General features: G+C 71.9%; 23 protein-coding genes. 16 read left to right on the top strand and 7 right to left on the bottom strand.

Annotated features, from left to right (window positions below):
• The first annotated feature begins 22 nt into the window (after positions 1–22).
• The 4 genes from ACZ43H_RS11510 (at position 23) to ACZ43H_RS11495 (ending at position 4,669) form a co-directional block, all read left to right on the top strand.
• Positions 23–1,138, top strand: coding sequence for a 1-deoxy-D-xylulose-5-phosphate reductoisomerase (locus tag ACZ43H_RS11510; protein ID WP_464590412.1), 1,116 nt, complete (start codon positions 23–25; stop codon positions 1,136–1,138).
• The gene (locus ACZ43H_RS11505) at positions 1,135–2,499 is read left to right on the top strand and encodes a M50 family metallopeptidase (RefSeq protein WP_464590410.1); all 1,365 of its coding nucleotides are present in this window, start codon (positions 1,135–1,137) and stop codon (positions 2,497–2,499) included. Before ACZ43H_RS11510 ends, ACZ43H_RS11505 begins: the two co-directional genes overlap by 4 nt.
• A gap of 30 nt (positions 2,500–2,529) precedes the next feature.
• On the top strand, positions 2,530–3,681 hold the full coding sequence (ispG, locus tag ACZ43H_RS11500) for a flavodoxin-dependent (E)-4-hydroxy-3-methylbut-2-enyl-diphosphate synthase (RefSeq protein WP_464590408.1): 1,152 nt from the start codon (positions 2,530–2,532) through the stop codon (positions 3,679–3,681).
• A gap of 91 nt (positions 3,682–3,772) precedes the next feature.
• Complete coding sequence (locus ACZ43H_RS11495) at positions 3,773–4,669, top strand: universal stress protein (RefSeq protein WP_464590406.1); 897 nt, start codon at positions 3,773–3,775, stop codon at positions 4,667–4,669.
• Here the strand turns inward: ACZ43H_RS11495 and ACZ43H_RS11490 are convergent.
• On the bottom strand, positions 4,658–6,289 hold the full coding sequence (locus tag ACZ43H_RS11490) for a sensor histidine kinase (protein ID WP_464590404.1): 1,632 nt from the start codon (positions 6,287–6,289) through the stop codon (positions 4,658–4,660). The genes ACZ43H_RS11495 and ACZ43H_RS11490 overlap by 12 nt on opposite strands.
• Before the next feature lie 107 nt (positions 6,290–6,396).
• Here ACZ43H_RS11490 and ACZ43H_RS11485 point away from each other — a divergent pair, with 107 nt between their 5' ends.
• From ACZ43H_RS11485 to ACZ43H_RS11470, 4 genes are all read left to right on the top strand, one after another.
• Positions 6,397–7,677: an alkaline phosphatase family protein gene (locus tag ACZ43H_RS11485; RefSeq protein ID WP_464590402.1), complete on the top strand. Its 1,281-nt coding sequence runs from the start codon at positions 6,397–6,399 to the stop codon at positions 7,675–7,677.
• A 9-nt stretch (positions 7,678–7,686) separates the two neighbouring features.
• Entirely contained in the window at positions 7,687–8,532 is an 846-nt protein-coding gene (locus ACZ43H_RS11480; RefSeq protein WP_464590400.1) for a GNAT family N-acetyltransferase, read from the top strand.
• Between the two features lie 190 nt (positions 8,533–8,722).
• Positions 8,723–10,504: a proline--tRNA ligase gene (locus ACZ43H_RS11475; RefSeq protein WP_464590398.1), complete on the top strand. Its 1,782-nt coding sequence runs from the start codon at positions 8,723–8,725 to the stop codon at positions 10,502–10,504.
• Positions 10,497–11,216, top strand: a complete 720-nt coding sequence (locus ACZ43H_RS11470) for an HAD family hydrolase (RefSeq protein ID WP_464590396.1) — start codon at positions 10,497–10,499, stop codon at positions 11,214–11,216. The genes ACZ43H_RS11475 and ACZ43H_RS11470 overlap by 8 nt, the downstream gene beginning before the upstream one ends.
• A gap of 158 nt (positions 11,217–11,374) precedes the next feature.
• On the opposite strand, the gene ACZ43H_RS11465 is transcribed toward ACZ43H_RS11470, so the two are convergent.
• Together ACZ43H_RS11465 and ACZ43H_RS11460 are read right to left on the bottom strand one after the other, a co-directional pair.
• Entirely contained in the window at positions 11,375–11,809 is a 435-nt protein-coding gene (locus tag ACZ43H_RS11465; RefSeq protein WP_464590394.1) for a ferritin-like domain-containing protein, read from the bottom strand.
• Positions 11,806–12,375 carry a hypothetical protein gene (locus tag ACZ43H_RS11460; protein WP_464590392.1) on the bottom strand — a complete coding sequence of 190 codons (570 nt, stop codon included), beginning with the start codon at positions 12,373–12,375 and terminating at the stop codon, positions 11,806–11,808. Before ACZ43H_RS11460 ends, ACZ43H_RS11465 begins: the two co-directional genes overlap by 4 nt.
• Before the next feature lie 110 nt (positions 12,376–12,485).
• On the opposite strand from ACZ43H_RS11460, the gene rimP reads away from it, so the two are divergent.
• From rimP to ACZ43H_RS11420, 8 genes are all read left to right on the top strand, one after another.
• The gene (gene rimP, locus ACZ43H_RS11455) at positions 12,486–12,992 is read left to right on the top strand and encodes a ribosome maturation factor RimP (protein WP_464590390.1); all 507 of its coding nucleotides are present in this window, start codon (positions 12,486–12,488) and stop codon (positions 12,990–12,992) included.
• A complete protein-coding gene (gene nusA / locus ACZ43H_RS11450) occupies positions 12,992–13,966 on the top strand; it encodes a transcription termination factor NusA (protein ID WP_464590388.1) in 975 nt (324 codons plus the stop codon). The genes rimP and nusA overlap by 1 nt, the downstream gene beginning before the upstream one ends.
• 206 nt (positions 13,967–14,172) lie before the next feature.
• The gene (locus tag ACZ43H_RS11445) at positions 14,173–14,385 is read left to right on the top strand and encodes a YlxR family protein (RefSeq protein ID WP_464590386.1); all 213 of its coding nucleotides are present in this window, start codon (positions 14,173–14,175) and stop codon (positions 14,383–14,385) included.
• Between the two features lie 133 nt (positions 14,386–14,518).
• The gene (gene infB / locus ACZ43H_RS11440; protein ID WP_464590384.1) at positions 14,519–17,368 is read left to right on the top strand and encodes a translation initiation factor IF-2; all 2,850 of its coding nucleotides are present in this window, start codon (positions 14,519–14,521) and stop codon (positions 17,366–17,368) included.
• Between the two features lie 67 nt (positions 17,369–17,435).
• Positions 17,436–17,897: a 30S ribosome-binding factor RbfA gene (gene rbfA / locus ACZ43H_RS11435; protein ID WP_464590382.1), complete on the top strand. Its 462-nt coding sequence runs from the start codon at positions 17,436–17,438 to the stop codon at positions 17,895–17,897.
• A complete protein-coding gene (gene truB, locus ACZ43H_RS11430) occupies positions 17,894–18,796 on the top strand; it encodes a tRNA pseudouridine(55) synthase TruB (protein WP_464590380.1) in 903 nt (300 codons plus the stop codon). The genes rbfA and truB overlap by 4 nt, the downstream gene beginning before the upstream one ends.
• Before the next feature lie 23 nt (positions 18,797–18,819).
• Positions 18,820–19,761 (top strand): bifunctional riboflavin kinase/FAD synthetase, encoded by a 942-nt coding sequence (locus tag ACZ43H_RS11425; protein WP_464590378.1) that lies wholly within the window; start codon positions 18,820–18,822, stop codon positions 19,759–19,761.
• Positions 19,758–20,759 carry a hypothetical protein gene (locus ACZ43H_RS11420; protein WP_464590376.1) on the top strand — a complete coding sequence of 334 codons (1,002 nt, stop codon included), beginning with the start codon at positions 19,758–19,760 and terminating at the stop codon, positions 20,757–20,759. The genes ACZ43H_RS11425 and ACZ43H_RS11420 overlap by 4 nt, the downstream gene beginning before the upstream one ends.
• A gap of 86 nt (positions 20,760–20,845) precedes the next feature.
• Here ACZ43H_RS11420 and ACZ43H_RS11415 read toward each other — a convergent pair whose 3' ends face one another.
• The 4 genes from ACZ43H_RS11415 to ACZ43H_RS11400 are packed head-to-tail and all read right to left on the bottom strand — an operon-like array spanning position 20,846 to position 24,987.
• The gene (locus ACZ43H_RS11415) at positions 20,846–21,103 is read right to left on the bottom strand and encodes an HPr family phosphocarrier protein (protein WP_379183917.1); all 258 of its coding nucleotides are present in this window, start codon (positions 21,101–21,103) and stop codon (positions 20,846–20,848) included.
• Positions 21,104–21,152: 49 nt separating this feature from the next.
• The gene (locus ACZ43H_RS11410; protein ID WP_464590374.1) at positions 21,153–23,255 is read right to left on the bottom strand and encodes a PTS fructose transporter subunit IIABC; all 2,103 of its coding nucleotides are present in this window, start codon (positions 23,253–23,255) and stop codon (positions 21,153–21,155) included.
• A 2-nt stretch (positions 23,256–23,257) separates the two neighbouring features.
• Positions 23,258–24,217: a 1-phosphofructokinase family hexose kinase gene (locus ACZ43H_RS11405; protein ID WP_464590372.1), complete on the bottom strand. Its 960-nt coding sequence runs from the start codon at positions 24,215–24,217 to the stop codon at positions 23,258–23,260.
• The gene (locus ACZ43H_RS11400) at positions 24,214–24,987 is read right to left on the bottom strand and encodes a DeoR/GlpR family DNA-binding transcription regulator (RefSeq protein ID WP_464590370.1); all 774 of its coding nucleotides are present in this window, start codon (positions 24,985–24,987) and stop codon (positions 24,214–24,216) included. The genes ACZ43H_RS11405 and ACZ43H_RS11400 overlap by 4 nt, the downstream gene beginning before the upstream one ends.
• Between the last annotated feature and the right edge of the window lie 81 nt (positions 24,988–25,068).

Below are 25,068 nucleotides of genomic sequence, written 5' to 3'. Positions count from 1 at the left end.
CGGATGCGGGAGACTGGCCCGCGTGAGCACGCCCCGCGATGTCGTCGTCCTCGGCTCCACCGGCTCGATCGGCACCCAGGCCCTCGACCTGGTCCGAGCCAACCCCGACCGGTTCCGCGTGGTGGCGCTGACCGCCGGCGGCGGCAACCCCGAGCTGTTCGAGCAGCAGGTGGCCGAGTTCTCGCCGGCCTTCCACGGGCTGGGCGAGGACGCGAGCGTCGAGGCGGCCGGACACGCCTGCGACGTCGTCCTCAACGGCATCACCGGCGCCGTGGGCCTGCGGCCGACGCTGGCCGCGCTCGATGCCGGCAACACCCTCGCGCTGGCCAACAAGGAATCGCTCATCATGGGCGGTCCGCTGGTGCTCGACCGCGCGAAGCCCGGGCAGATCGTGCCGGTCGACTCCGAGCACTCCGCGCTCGCGCAGTGCCTGCGCGCCGGCAGCCCCGAGGAGGTACGCCGGCTGGTGCTGACCGCGAGCGGCGGGCCGTTCCGCGGCCGGTCCCGTGAGGAGCTCGCCGGTGTCACCCCCGAGCAGGCGATGAACCACCCCACGTGGGACATGGGGCCGGTCATCACCATCAACTCCGCCACCCTGGTCAACAAGGGGCTCGAGGTGATCGAGGCGCACCTGCTCTTCGACATCCCCTTCGACCGGATCGAGGTCGTCGTGCACCCCACGAGCGTGGTGCACTCCATGGTCGAGTTCGTGGACGGCTCCACGCTGGTGCAGGCCAGCCCGCCGACGATGATGATCCCGATCGCGCTCGGGCTGAGCTGGCCGCACCGGGTGCCCGACGCAGCCCCACCCGTGGACTGGACCAGGCCCGAGACGTGGGAGTTCTTCCCCCTCGACGACGCGGCGTTCCCGGCCGTGTCCCTGGCCCGACGGGCGGGGGAGACCGGTGCGACCGCGCCCGCGGTCTACAACGCGGCCAACGAGGTCTGCGTGGAGGCGTTCCGGGCCGGTCGGCTCGCCTTCAACGACATCGTTCCCACAGTGGCAGCGGTCCTGGCCCGGCACGACGTACCCTCGAAGCAGCGGCTGGCCGTCAACGACGTGCTCGCCGCCGACGAGTGGGCTCGCGCGGAGGCCACCCGGACCATTGACGGCACGGCTTGTGAAGGTGGGGAATGACCGCCCTGTACTACCTGCTCGGCGTGGTGATCTTCGCGGTCGCCATCCTGGCCTCCATCGGCCTGCACGAGCTCGGACACATGATCCCGGCGAAGAAGTTCGGCGGGAAGGTCACGCAGTACTTCATCGGCTTCGGCCCCACGGTCTGGAGCAAGCAGGTCGGTGAGACGGAGTACGGCGTCAAGGCGATCCCCCTAGGCGGCTACGTCAAGATCGTCGGGATGCTCCCGCCGGGCGCCGAACACTCTGCTGGATCCGCGGGGCACGACGAGGTGACCGAGGACGCCCAGGGCAACCAGGTCGTCCGGGTCCGCAAGTCCAACACCGGCATGTTCACCCAGCTGATCTCGGACGCCCGGGCCGCGGAGTGGGAGACCATCCGCCCCGAGGACTCCGACCGGCTCTTCTACAAGATGCCGTGGTGGAAGAAGGTCATCGTCATGGCCGGTGGGCCGACGGTGAACATCCTGATCGCGTTCGGCATCTTCCTCGCGGTCTTCTCCACCTACGGCAACCCCAGCGACGTGCGGATCTCCCCGGTCGTGGACCGGGTGGAGGCCTGCGTGGTCCCGGCCTCCGAGGACGGTCGGGTCTGCACGGCGGCCGACCCGGTGAGCCCGGCGGTCAAGGCCGGGCTGAAGGAGGGCGACCGCATCGTCGCCTTCAACGGGACCGAGATCACCGAGTGGACCCAGCTGCAGGCGGCCATCCGGGCCAACAACGACGGCGCCGCGAAGATCACCGTCGAGCGGGCCGGCCGCACGATCGTGCTCACCACCAACACCATGGTCACCCCGCGGCCCACCTCCGCGACGGACACGACCCTCAAGCCGGTCGGCTTCCTCGGCTTCGTCCCGCAGTCCTCGCTCGGCTCCGGCGGTGCCGTCTACACCCTCGACCAGATGGGCACCATGACCGTCGACACGGTCAAGGCGCTGGGCACGCTCCCGGTCAAGGTCTGGGGCGTCGCCGAGGCGATCGCGGGCGTGAAGGAGCGGTCGATCGACAGTCCGGTCAGCATCGTCGGCGGCGGCCGGCTGGCGGGGGAGACCGTCTCCGAGCAGGGGTTCCCGCTCGTGGACAAGGCGGTGTTCCTGCTGATGCTCATCGCCGGCTTCAACTTCTTCATCGGCATGTTCAACTTCCTGCCGCTGCTCCCGCTCGACGGCGGCCACATCGCGGGAGCGTTGTGGGAGGCCGTCCGGCGCGCCTTCGCCCGGCTCCGGGGGCGCCCGGACCCCGGCTACGTCGACGTGGCGAAGCTGCTTCCGATCGCGTATGGCGTGGCTGCGTGCCTGCTCGTGATGGGCGTGGTGCTGATCGTCGGCGACCTCGTGGTCCCGCTGCACCTCGACTCCTGACGGGTGCGGGTGGGCCAGTAACCTGATCTCATGACCGAGATCAGCCTGGGCATGCCCGCCGCTCCGCCGCCGGTGCTCGCCCCCCGCCGCAAGACCCGCCAGATCAAGGTCGGCAAGGTCGGTGTCGGCAGCGAGTCGCCCATCTCGGTCCAGTCGATGACGACGACGCTGACCTCGGACGTGAACTCCACGCTCCAGCAGATCGCGGAGCTGACCGCATCGGGCTGCGACATCGTGCGTGTGGCCTGCCCGAGCCAGGACGACGCCGAGGCGCTGCCCGAGATCGCCCAGCACTCGCAGATCCCGGTGATCGCCGACATCCACTTCCAGCCGAAGTACGTCTTCGCCGCGATCGACGCCGGGTGCGCGGCGGTCCGGGTGAATCCGGGCAACATCCGCCAGTTCGACGACCAGGTCAAGGAGATCGCGGCGGCGGCGAAGGACCGGGGCACCTCGATCCGGATCGGCGTCAACGCCGGCTCGCTCGACAAGCGGCTGCTGGAGAAGTACGGCAAGGCCACCCCCGAGGCCCTCGTCGAGTCGGCCGTCTGGGAGGCGAGCCTCTTCGAGGAGCACGACTTCCACGACTTCAAGATCTCGGTCAAGCACAACGACCCCGTCGTCATGGTGCGCGCCTACGAGATGCTCGCCGAGCGGGGCGACTGGCCGCTGCACCTCGGCGTCACCGAGGCCGGGCCGGCGTTCCAGGGCACCATCAAGTCCGCGACCGCCTTCGGCGCGCTGCTCAGCAAGGGCATCGGCGACACCATCCGCGTCTCGCTGTCGGCGCCCCCGGTCGAGGAGGTCAAGGTGGGCCTCCAGATCCTGGAGTCGCTCAACCTGCGGCCGCGCCGACTCGAGATCGTGTCGTGCCCGTCCTGCGGCCGCGCCCAGGTCGACGTCTACAAGCTCGCCGACGAGGTGACCGCCGGTCTCGACGGCCTCGAGGTGCCGCTCCGCGTCGCGGTCATGGGCTGCGTCGTCAACGGCCCGGGCGAGGCCCGCGAGGCCGACCTCGGCGTCGCCTCCGGCAACGGCAAGGGCCAGATCTTCGTCAAGGGCGAGGTCATCAAGACGGTGCCGGAGTCCAAGATCGTGGAGACGCTGATCGAGGAGGCCATGCGCATCGCCGAGGGCATGGAGTCGGTCGACGGCGCCGGCGCCCAGGTCACCGTCTCCTAGCACCTGCCCACGCCCGGCAGGGCCATTGGTCCCGGTCGCGAGGTGTCGTACGCCGCTGCCCGCGGCGCGCGGTGCCCCCGACGCTGGACCCATGACAGATGAGGTCCCCTCCGACGCGATCACGGTCGGCATCGATGACTCCGACGAGAGCCTCCACGCGCTGCACTGGGCGGTCCGTCAAGCCGAGCTCGAGGACCGCCCGCTGTGCGTGCTGCACTCCTACGACCCGCGGCCGGTGGTCTACTCCGCCGTGGGAGCCACGTTTCCCGGCGTGGACCTGCCCGACGCCCTCGACAAGGAGGCCGAGCAGGTGCTGCACCGTGCCAAGCACCTGGCCAGCGAGCAGTCCCCGGACGTGCCGGTCACCCTGGTGTGGAGCACCCTCGATCCACGTGAGGCCCTCGCTGAGGCCTCGAAGTCGGCCTCGCTGCTGGTCGTCGCCTCGCGGGGCCGTGGGGCGATGAAGCACCTGCTCCTCGGCTCGACCGGCAGCTGGATCTCCCACCATGCCCCCTGCCCGGTGGTGGTGGTCCGCGGCGAGGCCGAGGCCGAGGACCGGCGCTGGGTCGTGGTGGGCTCGGAAGGCACCTCCGACAGCGACGCGGCGATCGAGTTCGGGTTCACGCAGGCGGAGCTGCACGGTGCCCGGCTCACGGTGGTGCGGTGCCTGTCCCTGGAGGTGGGTGGTCTGCACCGGCCCCACGAGGGGCTGGTCGAGGAGGACCTGCCCGAGCGCCGTGCGCTCGAGGAGTCCGTGGCCAAGGCCTCCGCACGCCACCCCGACGTGCGGGTCGAGTGCGAGCTGCGGCGGGGGTCGGCGTCCGGCCACCTCACCCGGGTGTCCGAGGGCGCCAGCATGGTGGTGCTCGGCAGCCACCCACGCCACGGCGTGGGGGCCTTCGGCCTCGGAGGGGTACGCCGCGCCGTGACCGAGCACGCCGCCTGCAGCGTCGCGGTGGTGCCGGGGGAGCCGACCTCAGGAGACTGACGCGGTCCAGACGAGCCGGGTTCCGGGGGCGCGGTCCTCGATCGTGAGCGACCCGGACCGTCGCTCGGCCCGGCGCCGGAGGTTCGCCAGACCGCTGCGGCGTTCGGTGTCGCTGAGCCCGACGCCGTCGTCGGTCACCGTGACGGTCATCTCGTCGGTCGTGCCGACCACCGAGACCTGGACCCTGCTCGCCCTCGCGTGCCTGGCCACGTTGGTCAGCGCCTCACGGACGACGGCCGACACGTCGCCGGTGAGCTCGGGGTCGCTGAGGATGTCGACCGGGCCGTTGAAGCTCACCTCGGGTGAGAACCCCAGGACCGGGGTCACCTCGGTGGCGACGTCCATGACGGCGTTGCGCAGGTGGCCGCCGAAGCGGTGCGGCGTCAGCTGGAAGATCGACGACCGGATCTGCCGGATCGCCTCGTCGACGCGGGTCACGACCTCCTCGAGCTGCGCCGCGCGGCGCTCGTCGAGGCCGGCCGCGACCCCCTGGATGCCCATCCCCGCCGCGAACAGCTGCTGGATCACGTGGTCGTGCAGGTCGCGCGCGATCCGGGCCCGGTCCTCGAGCAGCAGCATCCGCTGCTGGTCCCGGCGTGCCTCGACCAGCTCGAGGGCGATGGAGGCGTGGTTGGCGAAGGCCGACGCGAGGTGCACCTCGTCCTCGGTGAAGCGCAGACCGCCGCGCATCCGGCCGATCACCAGCGCCCCGCGCGTGGAGGTGGCACCGATCAGGGGCAGGACCATGACCGGGCCGACGGGCACCACCTGGGTCAGGTAGACGCTTCCCGGCATCGGCAAGGTGTCGCGGCTGGCGTCGACCACCACGGCGCGGCCGGTGTCCAGCACGTGCTTGCTGAGCGTGTGCTCGATCGGGTAGTTCGAGGCCTTGACCTTCTCGGCGCCCTCCCCGATGGCGACCTCGACGACCAGGCTCTCGCCGTCGGGAGTGGGCTGCACGACGGTCACGATGTCGGCGCCGGCCATCTCCTTGACGCTCTCGCCGATCATCTGGAAGACCTCGTCGGGGGAGCCGGTCAGCATCTGGAACGTCGTGTCGGTCGATGCCTGCAGCCAGGTCTGGCGGCGCTTGAGGATGCCCACGAGCCGGGCGTTCTCGATCGCCGCGCCGGCCATCGCCGCCAGGGAGGTCACGACCTCCTCGTCGGCGGGGCTGAAGCCGCCCACCTCGAGCGTGGCGAGGTACAGGTTGCCGAACACCTCGTCCCGGACCCGGACGGGCACCCCGAGGAAGCCGCGCATCGGCGGGTGCCCGTCGGGGAACCCCGCGGAGCGCGGGTCGAGGCCGAGGTCCGCGAGGCGGATCGGTCGCGGGTCCTCGATCAGCGCGCCGAGCAGGCCCTTGCCCTGGGGCAGCGACCCGATGTGCTCGACGACCGCGGGGTCCATGCCGACGTGGATGAACTGGTCGAGCCCGGTGCCGTCCGGGGAGATGACGCCGAGGGCGCCGTACGGCGCGTGCACGAGCTCGCACGCGGCCTCGACGATGCGCCGCAGGACGCTCTGCAGGTCGAGCACCCCGATGATGTCGGCCTGGGCGCGGAGCAGGCCGCGCAACCGCGTGACCGCGTCGTCGTCACCGTCCCGGGCGTCCTTCACGCGTCGAGGGTACCGGGCGAGCAGCTCCCGTCACCTGCTCACGACAGGTGATCCCGGGTGGGCCTTCGGCCCTGTCGCGGCGGTGCGCTCCCGGGCACCATGCGGGGGTGGGCTTCACCCGGCGCCAGCTGCTCGGTGCCGCCGGCGCGTCCGGGATGCTCGCCTCCTCGGGCGCCTCCCGCTGGTGGCCGGAGGAGTCGGCGGCCGCCCCCGACCTGCCGCACCCGGGGCGTTCGGGCATCAGGCACATCGTGGTCGTGATGATGGAGAACCGGTCCTTCGACCACTTCCTCGGCTGGCTGCCGGGTGCGGACGGCAGGCAGGCGGGGCTCTCCTTCCGGGACCGGTCCGGCGTCGCGCACCCGACCCACCACCTCCGCGACTTCGCAGGTTGCGGCTTCCACGACCCCGACCACAGCTTCGACGGTGGCCGGATCCAGCTCGACCACGGCCGTTGCGACGGCTGGCTGCGCTCCGGGGGCAGCGACCTGCTTGCCATCGGTTACTACGGCCGGGACGACCTGGGTTTCCTCGGACGCGCGGCGCAGGACTGGACGACCTTCGACCGGTACTTCTCCTCGGTGATGGCCCCGACCTACCCGAACCGGCTGTACCTGCACGCCGGTCGGACCGACCGGCTGCACAACGGGACCGCACGGTGCACCCTGCCGACGATCTGGGACCGGTTGAGGTCCCAGGGCGTCAGCGGGGCGTACTACTACGGCGACGTGCCGTTCACAGCCCTCTGGCACCGCCGTCACCTCGACATCTCCCACCACTTCGCCGAGTTCGTCGCCGACGCGGCGGCGGGAACCCTGCCTGCGGTGTCGTTCGTCGACCCCCGGTTCGCCGACGAGCTCTCGGGCAGGTCCGACGACGACCACCCTCATGCCGACATCAGGGCGGGGGAGGCGTTCCTCGACCGGGTCTACGACGCCGTCCGCAACGGCCCCGGCTGGAGGAGGACCGTGCTGGTCATCACCTACGACGAGTGGGGCGGCTTCTTCGACCACGTGCCGCCCGGACGCGCGGCCGACCTCTCCCGCAGGACCTCGCTGCGCGGCTTCCGGGTGCCTGCCGTGCTGATCTCGCCGCTGGCCCGACGCGGGCACGTCGCCCACCACACCTACGACCACGCCTCGGTCCTGCGCATGATCGAGTGGCGCTGGCGACTCCGGCCACTGGCCCCGCGCGACCGGCACGCGCGCAACCTCGCGGAGGTCCTCGACTTCCGCAGTCCTCCCGACCTCTCCTCACCGACCTACGGCGTGCCGCCGTTCGTCCCGACGGGCTGCGGGCCCGCGCGGCAGGCGCCCGGGGAGGAGGGCGCCGAGTGGTCGGCCCTCCGGCGCCTCGCGTTGCGGCTGGGGTGGCGCCTCCCGCAGTAGGCTCACGTCGTGCTCACGACCCGTCACGGGGTGCGCCCCCTGGGGCCGCCCGACCTCGACGCCTTCCTGGCGCTGGCCGAGCGCGACCCGGTCGTGAACGTCTTCGTCGACTACCGGGCCCGGACCACCACGCTGGAGCCGCGCTGGCTGGGCGGCGAGATGTGGGGCCGGTTCGACGACGGCGAGCTGGTGTCGGCCTGCCACGTCGGCGCCAACCTGGTGCCGGTGCAGGCCAGCACCGACGACGCCCGTGCGTTCGCCGAGCGCGCCCTCACCCGGGGACGGACGGTCTCGACGATCGTCGGCCCGCAGGAGGCGGTCAGGGTGCTGTGGGACGGCGTGGCCCGCGGGTGGGGCACGCCCCGGGAGATCCGGTGGAACCAGCCGCACCTGCAGATCGCGGAGGCGCCGGCCATCGCCCCCGACCCGTTCGTGCGGCGCACCACCCGTGCGGACATGGACGAGCTCTACCCGGCGTGCGTGGCGATGTACACCGAGGAGGTCGGCATCTCGCCCGAGTACGGCGGGGGAGCCGAGCTCTACCGGGCGAGGGTCGCCCAGCTGGTCAACCGGGGATGGTCCTTCGCCCGGTTCGACGGCGACCGGCTGGTGTTCAAGGCCGAGGTCGCCTGCGCGTCGCCGTACGCCGCCCAGGTCCAGGGGGTCTGGGTGCCGCGCGACCGGCGCGGGGAGGGGCTGGCCGCGGCCGGGATGGCTGCGGTCGTCGAGCTGGTCCGCCGTGAGATCGCGCCGGTGGTGTCGCTCTACGTCAACGAGTGGAACACCTCCGCCCGGCGCGCCTACGAGAAGGTCGGCTTCGGCGAGACGGCCCGCTTCGCGACGGTCATGTTCTGACGGCCGCCGCGGTCACCGCAGCCTCTCCACCCCGGGTTCTCAGCCAGTTCCTGACGTTCTCAGGCGTTGCAACGGCTGAGAACGTCAGGAGTCACCGGTGCACCGGTGACTCCGCCACGCGCTAGCCGCACCCACCCGTGGGCGGTAACTGGTTCGCAGCCCGCCCGGGCCCACAAGTAGCCTTCCTCCCATGATCTCCCGGATGTCGAGCCTGTTCGTGCGGACCCTGCGAGAGGACCCCGCGGACGCGGAGGTTCCCAGCCACCGGCTGCTCGTCCGCGCGGGCTACATCCGCCGGGCCGCCCCGGGCATCTACACCTGGCTGCCGCTCGGCCTGCGGGTGCTGCGCAAGATCGAGAACATCATCCGCGAGGAGATGGACGGGATCGGCGCCCAGGAGCTCTCCTTCCCGGCCCTCCTGCCCAGGGAGCCCTACGAGGCCACCGGCCGATGGACGGAGTACGGCGACGGCATCTTCCGGCTCAAGGACCGCAAGGGCAACGACTACCTGCTCGGGCCCACGCACGAGGAGATGTTCACCCTCGTGGTGAAGGACCTGTACTCGTCGTACAAGGACCTGCCGCTGTCGATCTACCAGATCCAGACCAAGTACCGCGACGAGGCGCGTCCGCGCGCGGGCCTGCTGCGCGGCCGCGAGTTCGTGATGAAGGACTCCTACTCCTTCGACGTCGACGACGCGGGGCTGGAGCGCAGCTACCAGGCCCACCGGGACGCCTACATCCGGATCTTCGACCGGCTCGGCTTCGAGTACGTCATCGTCAAGGCGATGAGTGGCGCCATGGGTGGCTCCAAGTCGGAGGAGTTCCTGGCCAAGGCCGCCGTCGGCGAGGACACCTACGTCCGGTGCACGGTCTGCGACTACGCCGCCAACGTCGAGGCGGTCGAGGTGGTTCCGCCCACGGCCGTCGCGTACGACGGCGCCCCGGCCGCGCACGCCGAGACGACGCCGGACACCCCCACGATCGACACGCTGGTCGACCACCTCAACGAGAAGTTCCCCCGCGACGACCGGCCCTGGTCGGCGGCGGACACCCTGAAGAACGTCGTGTTCTCGGTGCGGCACCCCGACGGGACCACCGAGGCGCTGGCGGTCGGCCTGCCCGGTGACCGGGAGGTCGACGCCAAGCGGCTCGAGGCGCAGCTCGGTGAGGGCGTGGTCTTCGAGCCCTTCGGTGAGGACGACTTCGCAGCACGGCCGACGCTGGCCAAGGGCTACATCGGCCCGGGCGCGCTCGGCGAGAAGAAGGCCGCCGGCGTCCGCTACCTGCTGGACCCCCGCGTCGTCGAGGGCACCCGCTGGGTCACCGGCGCCGACGTCCCCGGCAGCCACGTGCTCGACCTCGTGGCCGGCCGCGACTTCTCCGCCGACGGCGTCATCGAGGTCTCCGAGGTCCGCGACGGCGACGCGTGCCCGGCGTGCGCGGTCGCCGGTCGCGACGGGACGCTCGAGTCGGCTCGCGGCATCGAGATGGGCCACATCTTCCAGCTCGGCCGCAAGTACGCCGACGCGCTCGACCTGAAGGTGCTCGACGAGAACGGCAAGCTGGTCACGGTCACCATGGGCTCCTACGGCATCGGCCCCTCGCGTGCCGTCGCCGCCATCGCCGAGGGCACGCACGACGAGCTCGGCCTGTCCTGGCCGCGCGAGGTCGCGCCGGCCGACGTCCACCTGGTGGCCACCGGCAAGGACGAGCACGTCTTCGCCGCGGCGGAGCGGATCGCCCACGAGCTGTCCGCGCAGGGCATCGAGGTGCTCTACGACGACCGGCCCAAGGTCAGCCCCGGCGTGAAGTTCAAGGACGCCGAGCTGATCGGCGTGCCGACGATCGTCGTGGTCGGCAAGGGCCTGGCCGCCGGCACCATCGAGGTCAAGGACCGGGCGACCGGCGAGCGCACCGACGTTCCGGCCGACCACGTCGTCGACCACGTCGTCCGCCTGGTCCGTGCCTGAGTCGCGCGGCGGCGGCGTCGAGGCCGTCATCTTCGACTGGGGCGGCACGCTCACCCGCTGGCACGACGTGGACTTCCACGCCGAGTCGCTGGCGCTCGCGCAGGCGGTGGTGAACTCCCACCACGACCCCCATGTGCACGCCCAGCGGTTGCACGCCGCCGGTGACGCCATCTGGGGTCGCAGCCGTGACCACCAGCAGAGCTCGACCATCGCGGACCTGTTCGCGGAGGCCGGTCTCGACCACGACCCCGAGCTGCTGCACGCCTACTACGAGTTCTGGGAGCCGCACACCCCGACCGACCCCGAGGTGGGCCCGCTCCTCGAGGCGCTCCGCGCGGACGGGATCAAGGTCGGCGTCCTGTCCAACACGATCTGGCCGCGGGCCTGGCACCGCGGCTTCTTCGAGCGCGACGGGGTGCTCCACCTCATCGACGGAGACGTCTACACCAGTGAGATCCCGTGGACGAAGCCGTCACCGAAGGCGTTCGGTGCCGCGATGGCGGCCGTCGGCGCCGACGACCCGGCCCGCTGCGTGTACGTCGGGGACCGGCTCTTCGACGACGTGTGGGGCGCCCACAACGCCGGGATGCGGGCGATCCACGTCCCCCACAGCACCATCCCGGCCGGCCAGGTCGGCCACACCGAGGGGGAGCCGGACGCCGTCGCGCACCGGCTCTCCGACATCCACGGGATCGTGGCCGGCTGGTCCTGACGGGGGGCTGCGGATGCAGGTTCCTGCATTGCAGGATTGTGAGGATCGATCCCCATCGCATACCGCTCGGCGGTGTTGCATGATTTTGCACAGCAGAGGAGCCCGTCGGTCCCCCCCACATCGGGCGGGCTCCTCCAACGGCCTCGATTCCCAGGCCCTCAGCGGTCCGTGTACTCGTCAGCTCCGGGGAGCATCTCGGGAGTTCCCCGGAAGGCGAGCACACGGACCGCTGCGTCGTTCAGGGCCCCGATCGCCCAGCGTCGGCGGTCTCCTTCGGTGCTCGCCACCAGCGCGGCGTACGTCGCGGCGCACCGCTCCTCGACCTCGCGGGCGGTCCGGGTGACCACCGCCGACCGGTCCAGACGGGCAGGCAGTTCGTACGCCGGCGCCGCGGCGGCCGGGTCCTCGCCGGCATCGGTGATCGCGCGGGCCAGCACGTCACGCCGGGCCCGGTGCTCGGTGTACGCCGCCGAGATCGCGGCGTAGAGCTCCGGGGTGCGCGACCGGGAGGTCTGGGCGCCCAGCACGCCGTACACGTAGACCGCCGCGTGCTCGGCCGCGATCGTGGTCTGGAGCGCACCCACCGTGGTCATCCCGCGACCTCCCCGGCCGTCGCCGACGTGACCGCCGGGATCGAGGCGCCGGGCAGCACCGCGAGGTGCTGGGCGGCGCCGGCGGACATGCAGGCCACCAGCCTGGCGAGCGCGCCGCTGCGGGCGGCCGCCGCGGCATCGACGAGCCGGCGCTGGGCGCGCTCCTCGCGGGCTCGCACCTCGCGCAACGCGGCCTCGGGACCGGAGAACCGGCCGCCGTGGGCGAACGAGTCCGGAGGCTCCTCGCCCAGGGCCCGCAGGTGGGCGGCGTGCAGCTCGCGGAACGGTCGCACGGTCGGGGCCAGTCGGGGATAGGTCGCCTCGACGTGTCCGGTGAGCGAGGTCAGCGAGCCCAGTTCCTCCACGAGGTCGGAGACGAGAGCGGCGTCCGGGTCCGCGGTGGCGGCGGCCCCGGTCGACACGCCCGGCCGGGCTGTCGCCGGGTCGCGATCCGCGTCACACCCGGCCAGCGCGCCGAGGCCGACGAGGGCGCCTCCCACGGTGGCGCCCAGGGCCGCGCGCCGGGTCGCCACGGGGCGCGGGGACGGGAGGGGAGCGGCGGGCACGGCGACGACCCTATCGCCGCGACCCGGGGGCGCCTCGCGGCCGGGTGAAGTGTGCGGGCTCCAGCCGGTATCGTGGATGTTCGACAACAGCACAAGGAGGTCGCGCACCCGTGAGCAGTGCCAGGCAGGACGCCACCCGGGACCGGATCGAGACAGAGCTCGTCGACCCCTTGAGTGCCTTGGGCCTCGATGTCGAGGCCGTCGAGATCTCGCCGGCCGGCAAGCGACGGATCCTCCGGGTCGCCGTCGACAAGGACGGTGGCGTGACGCTGGACGACGTCGCCGACGCGACGCGCGAGGTCTCCCGGGTGCTCGACGAGTCCGACGTGATGGGTGAGCAGCCCTACACCCTCGAGGTGACCTCCCGGGGCGTGGACCGGCCGCTCACGCTGCCGCGGCACTGGCGACGCAACGCCGACCGGCTGGTGAAGGTCACCCTGGCCGACGGCTCCGCGGTCACTGGCCGGATCACGGCCAGCGACGACGAGAGGGCCACGCTCGACGTGGCGGGCACGTCGCGCGACGTGGCCTACGCCGACGTCACCAAGGCCCTCGTGCAGGTCGAGTTCAACCGCAAGCCGGGCGCCGGCGACGACGAAGAAGAAGAGGACGCCTGATGGACATCGACCTGAGCATCCTGAGGATGCTGGAGCGGGAGAAGGAGATCTCCTTCGACGTCCTCGTGGAGGCCATCGAGCAGGCCCTGCTCACGGCGTACCACAAGACGCCGGGCGCGCAGGAGCAGGCGCGCGTCGAGCTGGACCGCAAGACCGGTCACGTGAGCGTGCTCGCCTCGGAGGTCGACGACGAGGGCAACGTCGTCGGGGAGTACGACGACACGCCGGCCGGTTTCGGCCGGATCGCCGCGACGACCGCGAAGCAGATCATGCTGCAGCGCCTGCGTGACGCCGAGGACGACATCAAGTTCGGTGAGTTCTCCGGCAAGGAGGGCGACATCATCTCCGGTGTCATCCAGCAGGGGCGCAACCCCGACGACGTGATGGTCGACCTGGGCAAGATCGAGGGCCTGCTGCCGGTCGGTGAGCGGGTGCCGGGTGAGAACTACGCCCACGGGACGCGGATCAAGTGCCTGGTCGTCTCGGTGCGCAAGGGCATGCGTGGTCCGCAGATCACCCTGTCCCGGACCCACCCGAACCTGGTCAAGAAGCTCTTCGCGCTCGAGGTCCCCGAGATCGCCGACGGCACCGTCGAGATCGCCGCGATCGCACGCGAGGCCGGCCACCGCACCAAGATCGCCGTCATCTCGCGCACGCCCGGCGTCAACGCCAAGGGCGCCTGCATCGGCCCGATGGGTCAGCGGGTGCGCAACGTGATGTCGGAGCTGCACGGCGAGAAGATCGACATCGTCGACTGGTCCGAGGACCCGGCCGAGCTGGTGGCGCACGCGCTGTCCCCGGCCCGGGTCACCTCGGTCGAGATCATCGACGCGGCCGCGAAGTCGGCCCGGGTCGTGGTGCCGGACTTCCAGCTGTCGCTGGCGATCGGCAAGGAGGGGCAGAACGCCCGCCTGGCCGCCCGCCTGACCGGGTGGCGGATCGACATCAGGAGCGACGAGGCCGCCGAGGGCTGAGGCGTCGCCCCCGGCGCTCCGTCGAGGGTCGTGGTGAGTGAGCCGAACCACCTCGGTTCGATAACAGGTGGCCGCGCACGGTAGAGTTGTCACCAGTGGTCCGCCAACACGTCTCTGCTCCCTGCCCGGATCCTGACATCTCGTCGGGGCCGGTCAGGACCTGCATCGGTTGTCGACAGCGGGCCACGAAACGCGAGTTGTTGCGGGTGACCGCCGGCTCGGACGCGAGCGGCCACCCGGCCGTCGTGCCCGATCCCGACGGCACCGCACCCGGTCGGGGAGCGCACCTGCACCCCACCTCCGGGTGCTACGACCTCGCGGTGCGTCGCAAAGCCTTCACCCGTGCCCTCCGGGCCGGGGTCGGGCTGTCCAGCGCACCGGTGGGGGACCACCTCGGCTCGCGCGCAGTCCAACCGTGATCGACCGACAGAAACTGGAGCAGCAGCTCATGAGCACTCGATGAGTACTTCGCGATGAGTTTGCACAACCACTAACGGTCTCAGGTTTCCCCCCAGCGTCGCTGGACCCGGGTCTGAGGCCAGAAGGAGAAGCGTGGCTAAGACCCGAGTTCACGAGCTCGCCAAGCAGTACGGCGTCGAGAGCAAGTTCGTTCTCGAGAAGCTCAAGGAGATGGGGGAGTTCGTCAAGTCGGCATCGTCGACCGTCGAGCCCCCTGTCGAGATGCGATTCAAGAAGGAGTTCGGCGAGCAGCTGAAGGCTGCTGGCGCGTCCGCCCCTGCCGAGGCTCCCGCCGAGAAGGCGCCCGAGAAGCCCGCCGCCGCCAAGGCGCCGGCTGCTCCCAGGCCGCCGGCTCCGGCCCCCCAGGCACCCGCCGCCGAGGCCCCGGCCCAGCCGGCCGCCCCGGCGCCCGCGCAGCCGGCAGCCCCGGCCGCGCCCGCCGCCAAGGCCCCGGCAGCTCCCAAGCCGGGTCCGCGCCAGGCCCCGGCCGAGAAGCCGGCACCCCCGGCCGAGCCCGCGGCTCCGGCCGCGTCGGCGACGCCGAGCCCGGCCGCCCCGGCCCCCAAGGCCCCGGCGCCCCGCCCTGTCGGCAAGCCCGGCGGCACGCCGCGCCCCGGCAACAACCCGTTCTCGTCCAGCCAGGGCATGGGCCGTCGCCCCGCTCCGGGCGGCGACCGCGGTCCTGCTGCCGGTGGCGGCGCCCCCGGTGGCGGCGACCAGCAGCAGCGTCCGCCGCGTCCGCCGGCCGGTCGTGACGGCGGCGGCGCACCGGGTCGTCCCGGCATGCCGCGCCCCAACCCGGCGATGATGCCCAAGTCCCCGGCCGCGTTCGGCCAGGGCCCCGGCGGTCGTGCTCCCGGTCGTCCGGGCGCTCCCGGCCGCGGCGGTGCTCCCGGTCGTGGCGGTGCCCCCGGTCGCGGTGGCGCGGGTGCTCCCGGTGCCGGCGGTCGTCCCGGTGGCTTCGGCCCCGCAGGTGGCGGTCGTCCCGGTGGCGGGCGTCCCGGCCAGCGTGGTCAGACCCAGGGTGCCTTCGGTCGCCCGGGTGGCCCCTCGCGCCGTGGTCGCAAGTCGAAGCGGGCCCGTCGTCAGGAGTTCGAGGCCATGCAGGCCCCGACGATCGGTGGCGTGCGCGTCCGCAAGGGCGACGGCGAGATCGTCCGTCTGCCGCGTGGCGCGTCCCTGACCGACTTCGCCGAGAAGATCGGCGTCGACGCGGCGGCGCTCGTGCAGATGCTGTTCAGCCTCGGCGAGATGGTGACCGCGACCGAGTCGGTCAACGACGAGACGTTCGAGCTGCTCGGCGAGGAGCTCAACTACGTCGTGCAGGTCGTCTCGCCCGAGGACGAGGACCGCGAGCTGCTGGAGTCCTTCGACCTCGAGTTCGGTGAGGACGAGGGCGACGAGTCCGACCTGGTCGTGCGGCCGCCGGTCGTCACGGTCATGGGTCACGTCGACCACGGAAAGACCAAGCTCCTCGACGCGCTGCGCAACGCCAACGTCGTCGACAAGGAGGCCGGTGGCATCACCCAGCACATCGGTGCCTACCAGGTCATGACCGACGTGGACGGCGAGGAGCGCCGGATCACCTTCATCGACACCCCGGGTCACGAGGCGTTCACCGCCATGCGTGCCCGTGGTGCCCAGGCCACCGACATCGCCATCCTGGTGGTCGCGGCGGACGACGGCGTGATGCCGCAGACGGTCGAGGCGCTCAACCACGCCAAGGCCGCCGGCGTGCCGATCGTGGTCGCGGTCAACAAGATCGACAAGCCGGAGGCGGACCCGACCAAGGTCCGTGGCCAGCTGACCGAGTACGGCCTGGTGCCCGAGGAGTACGGCGGCGACGCCATGTTCGTCGACGTCTCGGCCAAGTCCGAGCTCAACCTCGACAAGCTGCTCGAGGCCGTCGTGCTGACCGCCGACGCGTCCCTGGACCTGCGGGCCAACCCGGGCCAGGACGCCCAGGGTCTCGTGGTCGAGGCGCACCTCGACCGTGGTCGTGGTCCGGTGGCGACCGTGCTGGTCCAGCGCGGCACGCTGCGGGTCGGTGACTCGATCGTGGCCGGTCCGGCCCACGGCCGCGTCCGCGCCATGCTCGACGAGCACGGCAACGAGCTGGCCCAGGCCGACCCGTCGCGTCCGGCGATGGTCCTCGGTCTGAGCGCGGTGCCCGGTGCGGGTCAGAACTTCATCGTGGTCGACGACGACCGGATGGCCCGTCAGATCGCCGAGAAGCGCGAGGCGCGAGAGCGTGCGGCCATGCAGGCCAAGCGTCGGGTGCGTCGTACGCTCGAGGACTTCATGGCCTCCATGGAGAAGGGCGAGAGCCAGGAGCTCAACCTGATCCTCAAGGGCGACGTGTCCGGTTCGGTCGAGGCCCTCGAGGACGCCCTCGCGAAGATCGACGTCGGCGACGAGGTCGGCATCCGGGTCATCGACCGCGGTGTCGGTGCCATCACCGAGACCAACGTCGACCTGGCCGCGGCCTCCGACGCCATCATCATCGGCTTCAACGTCCGGCCCCAGGGCAAGGCGACGGAGATGGCCGACAAGGAAGGCGTCGAGATCCGGTACTACTCGGTCATCTACCAGGCGATCGAGGAGATCGAGGCGGCCCTCAAGGGCATGCTCAAGCCGGAGTTCGAGGAGTCGACCCTGGGTCAGGCGGAGATCCGCGCGATCTTCCGCTCGTCCAAGATCGGCAACATCGCCGGCTGCATGGTCACCTCCGGTGTCATCCGCCGCAACGCCAAGGTGCGCGTCATCCGCGACGGTGCCGTGGTCGCGGACAACCTCGACCTGGCCTCGCTCAAGCGGGAGAAGGACGACGCCTCGGAGGTCCGCGAGGGCTTCGAGTGCGGTCTGGTGCTGCGGAACTTCCAGGACATCAAGGAAGGCGATGTCGTGGAGGCGTTCGAGATGCGCGAGATCCCGCGCAGCTGATCCATCACCGAGTCGGCGCCAGTTCCCCGGAACTGGCGCCGACTCGGGCATTTGAGAGAGTAGGAACATGAGCAACCCACGGGTGCGCAAGATCGCGGACCGGATCCAGGTGATCGTCGCGGAGATGCTGGAACGTCGCGTCAAGGACCCTCGGCTCGGGTTCGTGACCGTGACCGACGTCCGGGTCACCGGTGACACCCAGCAGGCGACGATCTTCTACACGGTGCTCGGGCAGGAGGGCGCCGAGGAGGAGGCCCTCGCGGGCACGGCCGCGGCGCTGGAGTCGGCCAAGGGCCTGCTCCGCTCGGAGGTCGGCAAGCAGCTCGGCATGCGCCACGTCCCGTCGCTCACCTTCGTCGCCGACGCCCTGCCCGAGAACGCGCGGCACCTCGACGAGGTGCTGGCCCGGGCCAAGGCGCTCGACGAGGAGGCGGCGGCGCGGCGCGGGTCGACGTACGCCGGTGAGAGTGACCCGTACAAGAAGCCGCGCGAGGCCGACGACGACACGGACGACGACGGGGAGCTGTGACCGGCCCGGACACCTCGGTCCGGGTCCCGGCTCCGGCCCCCGCGTCGGGCCTCGTCGTCGTCGACAAGCCGGCCGGCATCACCTCGCACGACGTGGTCTCGCGGGTCCGCCGGCTGGCCGGCACCCGCAAGGTGGGGCACGCGGGGACGCTGGACCCGATGGCGACCGGGGTGCTCGTGCTCGGCGTCAACCGGGCCACCCGCCTGCTGGGCCACCTGATGCTGACCGAGAAGGCGTACGACGCCACCGTGCGCCTCGGCGTCGCCACCACGACCGACGACGCCGAGGGGGAGGTCACCGCCACCGCCTCCACCCGCGGGATCGACGAGGTGGCCGTGCGGGCCGCCCTCGCGGACTTCGTGGGCGACATCGAGCAGGTGCCGACCGCGGTCTCCGCGATCAAGGTGGACGGCAAGCGCGCCTACCAGCGCGTTCGCGAGGGGGAGGACGTCCAGCTCCAGGCGCGCCCGGTCACCGTGCACGAGCTCGTCGTGCACGACGTGCGGGCGGTCGACGACCACCTCGACGTCGACCTCTCGCTGCGCTGCTCCAGCGGCACCTACGTCCGGGCGATCGCGCGTGACCTCGGGGCACGGCTCGGCGTCGGCGGCCACCTGACGGCGCTGCGGCGTACCGCCGTCGGACCCTACGACCTCGCGGCCGCGCGGACCCTGGACCAGCTCGCGGAGGACTTCGCCGCGATGCCGATCGCCGAGGCGGCCCGCCGGGCCTTCCCGGGCCGTGACCTGGACCGGGCCCACGCCGATGACGTACGCGTGGGGCGGGCTCTCGACCTCGACCTCGACGGCCTCACCGCGGTGTTCGACCCGGACGGCGAGTTCCTGGCCCTCTACGAGCCGCGCGCGGGCGTTGCCCGGGCCGTCGCGGTGTTCGTCTGAGCCGCGCAAGTAGTCTTCTGGCCGTGCGCATCTGGCGATCCCTCGACGAGGTCCCTGCCGACCTGGGCCCGACTGCCGTGGTCATCGGCAACTTCGACGGCGTGCACCTCGGGCACCGGCACGTGCTCGCTCGCGCCCGCGAGGTGGCCGACGAGCGCGGCCTCACCCTGGTGGCGGTCACGTTCGACCCGCACCCGATGGCGGTGCTGCGGCCCGAGCACGCGCCCTCCTCGCTGACCTCGGTCGAGACGCGGGCGGGGCTGCTGGCCGACAGCGGGGCGGACGCCGTGCTGGTGCTGCCCTTCGACCGCGACATGGCCGCGTGGACGCCCGAGGAGTTCATCCAGCGGGTGCTGGTGTCGAGCCTGCGGGCCGCCGCGGTGGTCGTGGGTGCCAACTTCCGGTTCGGCCACCGCGCGGCCGGCGACGTGGCGAGCCTGGTGGAGGCCGGCGCGGTGCACGGGTTCGAGGCGGAGGGGATCCCCCTCGACGGTGGCCCCCAGGTCTGGTCCTCGACCTACGTCCGCACCTGCCTGGCCACCGGTGACGTCGCCGGCGCCGCCGAGGCGCTGGGCCGTCCGTACGTCGTCCGCGGCACCGTCGTCCGCGGTGACCAGCGGGGCCGCGAGCTCGGGTACCCGACCGCGAACGTGCCCACCAGCACCCTCACCGCCGCGCCCGCCGACGGCGTGTACGCCGGGTGGCTGCGCCGCCTCGACTCCGGGGAGCGCTTCCCGGCGGCGATCAGCGTCGGCACCAACCCCACCTTCGACGGGCAGCGGGAGCGGCGCGTGGAGAGCTACGTGCTCGACCGCGACGACCTCGAGCTGTACGGCGTCGAGGTCGAGGTGTCGTTCGTGGAGCGGCTGCGCGGGATGGTCGCGTTCGAGTCGGTCGAGAAGCTCGTGGTCCAGATGGACGACGACGTCAGCCGGGCGCGAGAGCTGTTGGGCGAGGCCTCGTGAGGACCGCTCCCACCGACCGGGTGCAGGCCGCCGAGGACTGGTTCCTGCACCACGGACTGACCTACTTCGTCCCGGAGCAGCGGGCGCACGTGCGCCAGGCCCTGCAGCTGCGGCGGATCGTGCCGCTGGTGCTGCTGGTCGTCCTGGTCGCGACCGGGGCCGGCGGACTGCTGGCCTGGTTCGCCGACCAGCTGACGCTCGGCCCGGCCACCCTCGCGTTCCTCCTGCTGGCCGGCGCCACGTGGTACGCCCTGACGGCCCTGCACGCGGCACCGATCGTGCGGTGGGCGCTGACCCGGACCTTCGGCAGCCTGCGCACGCTGCTGCCCATGACCACCCGGGCGCTGCCGCTGCTGCTGCTCTTCATCACGTTCCTGTTCATCAACACCGAGGTGTGGCAGGTCGCCTCGAACCTCACGGCCGGTGCGCTGGTCATGGCCGTGCTGCTCTTCGTCGTGCTCGCCGTCGGCTTCCTGCTGGTGCGGCTGCCCGAGGAGGTCGACCGGGTCGACGACGACGTCACCGACCGGATGCTGCTCGACGCCTGCCGCGGCACCCCCCTGGAGGCCGCCAGCCGGGAGCTGGTCGAGGACCCGGAGGCCGACCCGGCCGCGCACGCCGAGGTGGGCGGCTACGAGCGCTGGAACCTCGTGATCGTGCTGGCGGTCGTCCAGCTCGTGCAGGTCCTGCTGGTCACGCTGTCGGTGTTCGTGTTCCTGGTGGTCTTCGGGTCGATGATCATGACCGGGCCCGTCATGGACGCCTGGCTGACCTCGCCCACGCACAGCATCCCCGGGGCGAAGAGCGTCTCCGTGGCGCTGCTGCAGGTCTCGATCTTCCTCTCGGCGTTCTCCGGGCTCTACCTGACCGTGTCGACGGTCACCGACGAGACCTACCGCGAGCAGTTCTTCGGGGGAGTGATGGAGGAGATGGAGCGGGCCGTGGGTGTTCGCGCCGTCTACCTCGAGCTGCGCAACCGCGCCACCCCCGTCAGTTGAGCTGGGCCTCGTTCGGCGTTGAGATGGGCCTCGTTCCGGCCGGAACGAGGCCCATCTCATGTGTGAATGAGGCCCAGCTCAACGAGTCAGGCGTCGAGGTCCTTCTCGACGAGGGCCGCGATCGCGTCGACCGCTGCCTGGTCGTCTCCCGAGATCTCGACCGTGGCGCCCTTGCCGGCGCCGAGGGTCATGATCAGCAGCGCCGAGCTGGCGTCCACCGGCTCGTCGCCGGGGATCCCGATGAGCACCTCGTGGTCGAGGTCGGCTGCCGCCTCGGAGATGATCGCGGCGGGGCGGGCGTGCAGGCCGACGGCGGAACCGACGACGACGGACTTGGTGGGCATGGCTCTCCTTCAGTGGTGGGGAGTTCGATCCTTGCAGGACAGGTGGGGCTCAGACGGGCTCGAGCTCGGCGTCGCTCTCACCGAGGGACTTCAGGGCGACCACGCTGAAGGCCGCGACGAGCGTCCCGGCGACGAGGGCGATCAGGAAGCCCAGGACGTGGCCGACGGCGAACAGGACGAAGATGCCGCCGTGCGGCGCACGCAGGGTGACGTCCATGGCCATCGCCAGCCCGCCGGCCACCGCGCTGCCGGCCATGATCGACGGGATGACGCGCAGCGGGTCGGCCGCCGCGAACGGGATCGCACCCTCGGTGATGAAGGACGCGCCGAGCGCCCAGGCCGCCTTGCCGTTCTCGCGCTCCGGCAGGCTGAACAGGCCGGGACGGATGACGGTGGCCAGGGCGAGACCCAGCGGCGGCACCATGCCCGCGATCATGACGGCCGCCATGACCTTCAGCTCCGGGGCGTCGCCCGAGGCGGTCGCCGCGGCACCGAGCCCGGCGGTGGCGAAGGCGTAGGCGACCTTGTTGAGCGGGCCGCCCATGTCGAACGCCATCATCAGGCCGAGGATCACGCCCAGCAGGATGGACAGGCTGGAGTTGTCGCTCATGTTGTTCAGGCCCTTGGTGAGCTGGTCCATCAGGTTGCCCAGCGGCTTGCTGAGGACCACGATCATCAGGATCCCGGCGATCAGCGTCGTCAGCAGCGGGATGACCAGGACCGGCATCAGGCCGCGCGCCCACGGGGAGACCTTCCAGCGGGTGATCCACAGGGCGATGAAGCCGGCGAGGACACCACCGATGATGCCGCCGAGGAAGCCGCTCTGGGGGAGGCCGAAGCCACCCAGGTCGACCGCCAGGGCGCCCATGACGAAGCCGGGGGCGATGCCGGGCCGGTCCGCGATCGCGAAGGCGCAGTAGCCGGCCAGCGCCGGCACCAGGAACTTGAAGGCCGTGGCGCCCAGGACGAAGAACACCGCGCCGATGTAGGCGAAGAAGCCGTTGTCGAACAGGGCGTGGTCCAGCCCGAGCGCGGAGGTGTCGGGCAGGTTGAACAGGTTGTTCTTGACCACGATGTCACCGGCGGGGCCGACGATCTCGTAGCCGCCGAACAGGAAGCCGAGGGCGATCAGCAGACCCCCGGCTGCGACGAAGGGGATCATGTACGACACGCCGGTCATCAGCACGCGGCGCACGTGGTGGGTCCAGCTCTCGCCGCCGTGTGACTCCTCCGCAGCGGAGACGGCGCCCTCGACACGCGGGGCGTTCGGGTCGTCGGCGTACCGCAGCGCCTCGGCGATCATCGCGTCGGCGTCGTCGATGGGCCGCTTCACGCCCGAGGAGACGACCGGCTTGCCGGCGAACCGGTGCCGGTCGCGCACGCCCACGTCGACCGCGAAGATCACCGCCGACGCCGCGGCGATCGTGTCGTAGTGCAGCGGCGTCGAGCCGGCGGAGCCCTGGGTCTCCACCGTGATGTCGACGCCGGCGCGGCCCGCCGCCGCCTCCAGGGCCTCGGCAGCCATGTAGGTGTGCGCGATGCCGGTGGGGCACGCGGTCACCGCGACCAGGCTGCGCCCGGTCGTGGCCGTGGCCGTGGTGGCACCCCCGCCGGACGTCGTGGTGCCGGAGCCGGCGGCCGCCGCGGCCGTGGTGGTGGCGGCCGTCGCGCCGGCAGTGGCGGCTGCGGTGGTGGCGGGCGCGATCCCCAGCTCGTGCTCGATCAGGCCGACCACGTCCTCGCGCGTCTCGGCGGCGCGGAGCGCGTCGGTGAAGGCCGGCTTGACCAGGGCTCGCGCGAGCTTGGTGAGCAGCTGGAGGTGGGTGTTGTCGCCACCGGCCGGCGCCGCGATGAGGAAGGCCAGGTCGGCGGGGCCGTCCTTGGCGCCGAAGTCGACGGTGGGGCTCAGCCGGGCGAAGACCAGGGTGGGGTCCTCGACTCCAGTGGTGCGGCAGTGCGGAATCGCGATGCCTCCGGGCAGCCCGGTGGACGAGGTGGCCTCGCGGGCCAGGGCGTCCTCGGCCAGCTGCCCTGTGTCGACGGCGCGGCCCGCGCCCCCGACGACGTCGGCGAGGGCCCGGATGACACCGAGCTTGTCGGAGCCCAGGTCTACATCGAGGCGAACCAGATCTGTGGTGATCAGGTCGGACATCGTCACCCTCCTTGGGTGAGGTCGAGGTCCCGGACCGAGACGAGCTCGGGCGTGACCTGCGAGGGGAGCGGGATGGTGGTGCCGGGAAGTCCGGCTGCCGCACTGCCGTAGGCCACGGCCAGTGCGAGTCGTTGGGCCGGGGTCCGTCGCCGGATGTCCCCGAGCAGGTAGCCGAAGAGGCTGGAGTCGCCCGCACCGACGGTGCTGACGACGGTGGTGGGCGGGGGCGCGGCGTGCCAGGCACCCTCGGCGTTGACCAGGACCGCGCCGTTGCTGCCGAGCGTGGCCAGCACGGTCTCGACACCTCGCTCGACCAGCGTCCGGGCCGCCTTGGCCGCGGCCGCCGGGTCGGACTCGAGCAGCTCGGCGTCGCCACCGGTGAAGGAGGCGAGCTCCTCCCCGTTGGGCTTCATCAGGTGGGGTGCACTGCCGGGGAGGCCGTCGACGAGGGCGGCCAGCGGTCCCTCGCTGGTGTCGACGGCGATCCGGGCGCCGTGCTCGCGCAGCACGCCCACGAGCTCGGCGTACCACCCGACGGGGGCGCCGGGCGGCAGCGAGCCGGCCAGCACCAGCCAGTCGGCGGAGATGGCCCTGCGCAGCAGCGCGTCGGTCAGCCCGCTGAGGACCTCGGGCGTCACGGTGGGGCCGGGGCTGTTGAGCTTGGTCGTGGTGCCGTCGGGCTCGCTCACGGTGATGTTGACACGCAGCGCACCGGTCGTGTGCACCGGCCGGCAGTCGATGCCGGCGGCGAGCAGCTCGAGGACGAACGGGTCCTCGGCGGGTGCGGGGAGCACCGCGATCGAGGGGATGCCGGCGGAGACGGAGGCCCGCGAGATGTTGACGCCCTTGCCGCCGGCCTGCGAGGTCACGGAGTCGGCGCGCTGCACGGCGCCGCGCGCGAGCGTGTGGGGCAGGGCGACGGTCTGGTCGTGGCTGGGGTTGGGGGTGAGCGTGACGATCATGCGACGACGACCTCCAGGCCGGCACGGGTGAGCTCACGACGGTCGGCCGGGGTGATCCCGTTGTCGGTCACGAGCACGTCGACGTCCTCGAGCGAGGCGAAGCGCTGGGGCGACTCGGTGCCGATCTTGCTCGCGTCGGCCAGCACGATGCTGCGTCGGGCGCTCGCCACCATCGCCCGCTTGGTCGCGGCCTCGTCCCAGTCCGGCGTGGTGAGGCCGTGGTCGGCGGTGATGCCGTTGGTGCCGAGGAAGACCAGGTCGACGCGCAGGTTGGCCAGCGCGGTGACGGTCTCGGGGCCGACGGCCGCCTGCGTGGTCGACCGGACCCGGCCCGGGAGCAGGTGCAGCTCGATCTGCGGGTTGCCCGCGAGCCTCGCCGCGACCGGGACGGCGTGGGTGACGACGGTGAGCCGCAGGTCGCGGGGGAGGAGGCTGGCCAGCCGGCTCGTGGTCGAGCCGGCGTCGATGAGCACGGTCGATCCGGCCGGCGGCAGCAGCTCGAGGCTGGCCTTGGCGATCTGGTCCTTCTCGCTGGTGTTCGCCGCGTCGCGCTCGACGAGGCCCGACTCGATGACCGCCAGGCTGTGCGCGGGGACGGCGCCACCGTGGACACGACGGACCAGGCCCATGCGCTCGAGCGTGGACAGGTCGCGGCGTACTGTCTCGGTCGTGACGTCGTACTCCTCGGCCAGCACCGCGACCGCCAGCCGGCCGCGCTCGGCCACGAGCTGGGCCATCGCCTGCTGACGCTCCTCGGCGTACATGCTCATCAGCGTCCTCCTCTCGAGCGAAGCTGTGGGGTGAATCTGCGTATCTGTTGTTTTACGCCCGAACGTGTTGACTGTCAAGGG

It is taken from the genome of Nocardioides sp. DN36 (assembly GCF_055380375.1).
Note: the sequence above shows the minus strand (reverse complement) of the source record. Positions and strands in the feature narration are given on the sequence as shown.